Raw genomic sequence first — 5,076 nt, 5'->3', positions numbered from 1 at the left:
ATAGGGGGGCGCGCGTCTGTCCGATCCGTCGGGCAGACGCGCAAGGAGGAAACATGGCGAAGGTCCCGGTTCAATTCACGCTGAACGGCTCTGAAAAGGCCGAATTCATCGACAGCGGCACGACGCTGCTCAACGCTCTGCGCGACAAGATCGGCGACACCTCGCCGAAGGGCGGCTGCCACCAGGGCACATGCGGCGCCTGCTCGGTCATCATCGACGGCGAACTCAGGCTCTCCTGCCTGACGCTGGCCGAAACCTGCGATGGCGCCACCATCACCACGACATCCGGCCTCGCCGAAGGCGGCGTCCTGCATCCGCTGCAGCGCGCCTTCCTCGACACCTTCGCCGCGCAATGCGGCTTTTGCACGCCGGGCATGATCATGGCCGCCAAGGTGCTGCTCGACCACACGCCAAACCCCAGCCGCGATGAGGTGGTGGAGGCCCTGTCGGGCAATATCTGCCGGTGCACCGGCTACGAGCCGATCATCAAGGCGGTGCTCACGGCGGCCCGTGCCAATTCGCAGAACGTGGCCTGAGGGACGCAAGGATGGAACTGCGCAAGAACTACTTCGCCGATGTCCGCAACGACGACCTGCACGAGATCGGCCAGCCCCGACCGCGTTCGGATTCGCCTGGCCATGTTACCGGCAAGACCGCGTTTTTCGCCGACCGCACCTTTCCCGGCATGCTGCACTTGAAGATGGTGCGCAGCCCGCACCACCACGCCCGCATCCGCTCGATCGACACATCCGAGGCTGAGAAACATCCGGGGGTCGTCAAGGTGCTGACCGCCAAGGACGTACCGCACAACGTCTACACCATCCTGATCCTCATCCAGATCGGCCCTGAGGACGAGACGGTGCTGGCCGACGGCAAGGTGCGCTGGAAGGGCGAGGCCGTGGTGGCGGTGCTGGCCGAGACCGAGCGCGCCGCGCAGGAGGCCGCCGCCAAGGTCAAGATCGACTACGAAGTGCTGCCGGCCGTCTTCGACATGGAGGAAGCACTGAAGCCCGGCGCGCCGCTGGTCAACGAATATCACGGCCAGAACCATTACCTCTATGACAGCGGCGAGTGCCGCAAGGTACGCTTCGGCGATGTCGAGGCGGGCTTCGCCGGCGCCGACCACATCCTGGAGCAGAGCTACCAATCCTCGCCGATCGAGCATGCGCCGACCGAGACCACCGGTTGCGTGGTTGCGCCCGAAGGCAATGACCGCTTCACCTGCTACACCAACACGCAGGCGATGTTCTTCACCCTCGACAACACCTCGATCATCCTGCAGATGCCGGGCAGCAAGCTGCATTTCGTCGGCGGCACGGTCGGCGGCGGTTTTGGTGGCAAGGTCGACGTCATCGTCGAGCCGATCGCCATCCTCGGCGCCAAGCTCACCGGCCGGCCGGTCTCCTTTGTTTACAGCCGCGAAGAGGAAATGCAGATATCCTCGCCTCGCGCGGCCGAAAAAGTCGTCATCAAGGACGGCGTCATGAAGGACGGCCGGATTGTCGCCCGAAAGGTTACCGGCTACACCGATGCCGGCGCCTATTCGCGCCACTCGCCCTATGGCGCGCAGAAGGGTGCCGGACACTATCCCGGCCCCTACACCATCCCCAATGTCTGGATAGACACCTATTGCGTCTACACCAACCGCACGCCGTCCTCGGCAATGCGCGGCTTCGGCGTGACCATCGGCGACTTCGCGCTGGAGGTGCAGATGGACAAGCTGGCGCGGCTGATCGGCATGGACCCGCTCGAATTCCGCTTCATCAACGCCTATCGCGACGGCGACATGAAGGCGCATCGCCAGCCGACGGAAGGGGCAGCACTCATCGAGTGCATGCAGGAAGCCTCGCGCGCCGCTAACTGGCCGGTAGCGGAGAAATTCATGGCGATGTCCTCCTACAAGAAGGGAGCCTGATATGGCGATCCGGCGCGGGCGCGGCGTTGCCGCGATCAACTATCCCACCGGCATGAATCTCGGCGGCGACCCGACCCAGGCGCTGGTGCATTCGACGCCGACTGGCAATTTCATGGTGACGCTGTCGTCGGTCGATCTCGGCCAGGGCATGAAACAGATCATGGCGCAGATCTGCGCGGAGACCATCGGCGTGCCGACCGACCGAGTCGTCGTCGACACCGCCGACACCGACACCGGCCCGCACTGCATGGGCACCTTCGCCTCGCGCGGCACGCACCGTGCCGGCAACGCCGTCATCCAGGCGGCCAAGGAAGCGCGCCAGGTGATGCTGGAAGTCGCCGCCGAGGAACTTGAGGTCAACGCCTCCGACCTCGAGACCAACGGCCAGGGCAACATACTGGTCAAGGGCGCGCCGCAGACATCGATCTCGATCTTCGATGTCGCGCTGTCGGCGCATTTCAAGCGCGGCCGGTCCATATCGGGCCGCGGCATGTTCCTGATCCCGCGCTCCTACCCGGAGAAGGAGACCGGCGCGATGAAGCCCTCGACCTGTTACGCTCACGCCTGCACCGTGGCCGAAGTCGAGGTCGATGACGAGACCGGCGAAGTCACGGTTTTGACGGTTAAGAACGTGTTCGAGATCGGCCGCGCGCTGAACCCGAAAATGGTCGAGCAACAGCTGGTCGGCGGTTCCTGGATGGGCATCAGCCACGCGCTCTATGAGACCACCGAGCCCTATTATCCCAACCGCGATCACGGCGGCACCGACTTCAACCAATATCTGATGCCGGGTCCCGGCGATCTCGCGCAGACCGAGATCATCGTCCTGGAGCGGCCCTCGGCGGACGGTCCCTACGGTGCCAAGGGGCCGGGCGAAATGTGCGCCAACCCGCAAATCCCGGCGGTCGCCAATGCCGTCTTCGACGCGGTAGGCGTGCGCATCGACACGCTGCCCATCACGCCGGAACGCATCTTGCGCGCGCTCAGGGCGCAAGCGGCGAACTGACATGCCCGAACTCGACGCCGAGACTGTCGCGACATCGCCGGAGGCGGTGGCGCGGCACCTTGCCGCCTCGCGCTACCTTGCCGACGACAGCCTTTCCACCGCCATCTTCCTGGCGATCCGGCTCGGCAAGCCCTTGCTGCTCGAAGGCGCGCCAGGCGTCGGCAAGACCGAAGCGGCCAAGGCGATCGCCGAATTGCTCGGCCGCGATCTGGTCCGGCTGCAATGCTATGAGGGCATCGATGCCGCGCACGCGCTCTACGAATGGAACTACCAGCGCCAGCTGCTCGCCATCCGCCATGCCGGCGAGCACGAGATCGACATCTATGACGACCGTTTTTTGATCGCCCGCCCGCTGCTACAGGTGCTGAAGGCACCGCAGCAGCGCGTGCTGCTGGTGGACGAGATCGACCGTTCCGACCATGAATTCGAGGCGCTGCTGCTGGAGTTCCTCTCCGACTTCCAGATCAGCATTCCCGAACGCGGCACCATCCGCGCCGCCGCCCAGCCGATTGTCATCCTGACCTCCAACCGCACCCGCGAACTCGCCGAAGCACTGCGCCGGCGCTGCGTCTATCATTGGATCGGCTATCCTGACGCTGGGCGCGAGGCCGCCATCATCATGCTGCGCGCCGGCGATGTCGCCGAGGCCACCGCGCGCGCCGTGGCATCAGCCGTCCAGACCATCCGCGCCCGGCCACTGGCCAAACCGCCCGGCATCGCCGAAGCGGTCGAATGGGCCAAAGCCGCGACCATCCTCGAAAAAGGCGGCAGCCCCTGGCCGGAAGCCTTCCGCCGCGCCATCGGCGTACTGATCAAGGACGAGGAAGATTTGTCCTACATCACGCCTGAGCTCGGCCGCATCGTCGAGGAGGCGCTGGCGTGAGCCGCAACCTCATCGATCCCTTCTCCCCGTTCACGGGGAGAAGATGCCCCGAAGGGGTGGATGAGGGGCAGCGCCATCATGGGCAAAAGGTGGCGCCGCCGCTCATCTGCCAGCCGGCGTCGGGGGTCGAGACGCCTGTCTCGACCCGTCCTGCGCACCCCCGCAGACGGGGCGAGGAGAACCTACCCAGCGCCGCCGCGCCCTTCCTTGGCTTCGGCCGCCTGCTACGCCGCTACGGTTTCGCCGTCGCACCCGAACAAATCTCCGGCTTCATGCAAGCCGTGACATTACTTGGCCCACGCTCAATGTCTGACGTTCGCGAAGCCGCCCTTGCCACGCTGGCGCCGCCACCCGATCGCCGTGACGAATTCGAAGTCCACTTCCAGAGCCATTTCTACGGCAACACTTCAGCCATGGTCGAAGGCGAAGCGGACGAGGAAACCCGCATCAGGGATGATGGCGGCGCCGAGGACGAGCAGGTCGTAGCCGAGCAAAGCCAGGAAGGTGGCGAGCTATCCTCGGCCCTGGAACAGTTGAGCACACGCGACTTCCAGCGCGACGACGACAGGCTGACCGCCTTTCGCCGAAAACTGTCGTTCGCTTTGCCCACCCGTCGCTCCTTCCGCACCGTGCGTACTCCTTCGCGCGGCAAGCTCGATTTGCGCCGCTCGCTCAGGGAAATCGTCAGCGCCGATGGCGACGTGCCCTCGCCGCTGCTGCGCCGCCGCCAGACAGTGCCGCGCAAGCTGCTGCTCTTGATCGACGTCTCCGGCTCGATGAAGCGGCACACGGCGGACTATCTCAAGCTGGCGCATGCCGCCGTTCAGGGCGCTGACCGCGCCGAGATCTTCACCTTCGGCACGCGGCTCACCCGCATCACCTCGGCGCTGCGCATCCGCGACCGCGACCAAGCGCTGGCCCGCGCGGCGGCCCAGGTCGACGACTGGGACGGCGGCACCCGCATGGGGCCGACGCTGCTCGCCTTTCTCTCCGTGCCGCGCTTTTCGTCCTTCGCGCGTGGAGCAGCAGTCATCATCCTGTCCGACGCACTGGAGCGCGGCGATCATGCCGAACTGCAGACGGCGATGCGCCGGCTGAGCGCCCGTGCCTTCCGGCTGTCGCTGGCCACGCCCTTGGCCGGCGACCCGCGCTTCCGGCCGGCCACGGCGGCGCTTCGTGCCATCCTGCCTGATCTCGACGATCTCATCGACGGCTCGTCGCTGACCAGCCTCACCGATTTCATCCTGTCGCTCGCCCGCCCTGCCCCCACGG

Annotated in this window: 5 protein-coding genes; all 5 read left to right on the top strand. The window is 65.8% G+C overall.

All coding sequences use genetic code 11. The annotated features are described in order from the left end of the window. Positions 1-53: 53 nt before the first annotated feature. On the top strand, positions 54-536 hold the full coding sequence (locus tag C1D09_RS29075) for a (2Fe-2S)-binding protein (protein WP_143977431.1): 483 nt from the start codon (positions 54-56) through the stop codon (positions 534-536). A gap of 11 nt (positions 537-547) precedes the next feature. Next, a complete protein-coding gene (locus tag C1D09_RS34145) occupies positions 548-1,915 on the top strand; it encodes a xanthine dehydrogenase family protein molybdopterin-binding subunit (protein WP_143977430.1) in 1,368 nt (455 codons plus the stop codon). A 1-nt stretch (position 1,916) separates the two neighbouring features. Beyond that, the gene (locus C1D09_RS34140; protein ID WP_143977429.1) at positions 1,917-2,921 is read left to right on the top strand and encodes a xanthine dehydrogenase family protein molybdopterin-binding subunit; all 1,005 of its coding nucleotides are present in this window, start codon (positions 1,917-1,919) and stop codon (positions 2,919-2,921) included. A gap of 1 nt (position 2,922) precedes the next feature. Then, positions 2,923-3,804 (top strand): AAA family ATPase, encoded by an 882-nt coding sequence (locus C1D09_RS29060; protein ID WP_143977428.1) that lies wholly within the window; start codon positions 2,923-2,925, stop codon positions 3,802-3,804. Between the two features lie 305 nt (positions 3,805-4,109). Next, positions 4,110-5,076, top strand: a 967-nt coding sequence (locus tag C1D09_RS29055) for a vWA domain-containing protein (protein WP_246135917.1), incomplete at its 3' end; no start/stop codon positions are given.

The organism is Mesorhizobium intechi (assembly GCF_002879535.1).
Lineage (GTDB): Bacteria > Pseudomonadota > Alphaproteobacteria > Rhizobiales > Rhizobiaceae > Mesorhizobium > Mesorhizobium intechi.
This window is presented reverse-complemented; position numbering and strand designations above follow the sequence as displayed.

Excerpts from the sequence above, each read along its gene's own strand:
- C1D09_RS29075 (WP_143977431.1), top strand. The coding sequence starts at position 54 with ATGGCGAAGGTCCCGGTTCAATTCACGCTGAACGGCTCTGAAAAGGCC.
- C1D09_RS34145 (WP_143977430.1), top strand. The coding sequence starts at position 548 with ATGGAACTGCGCAAGAACTACTTCGCCGATGTCCGCAACGACGACCTG.
- C1D09_RS34140 (WP_143977429.1), top strand. The coding sequence starts at position 1,917 with ATGGCGATCCGGCGCGGGCGCGGCGTTGCCGCGATCAACTATCCCACC.
- C1D09_RS29060 (WP_143977428.1), top strand. The coding sequence starts at position 2,923 with ATGCCCGAACTCGACGCCGAGACTGTCGCGACATCGCCGGAGGCGGTG.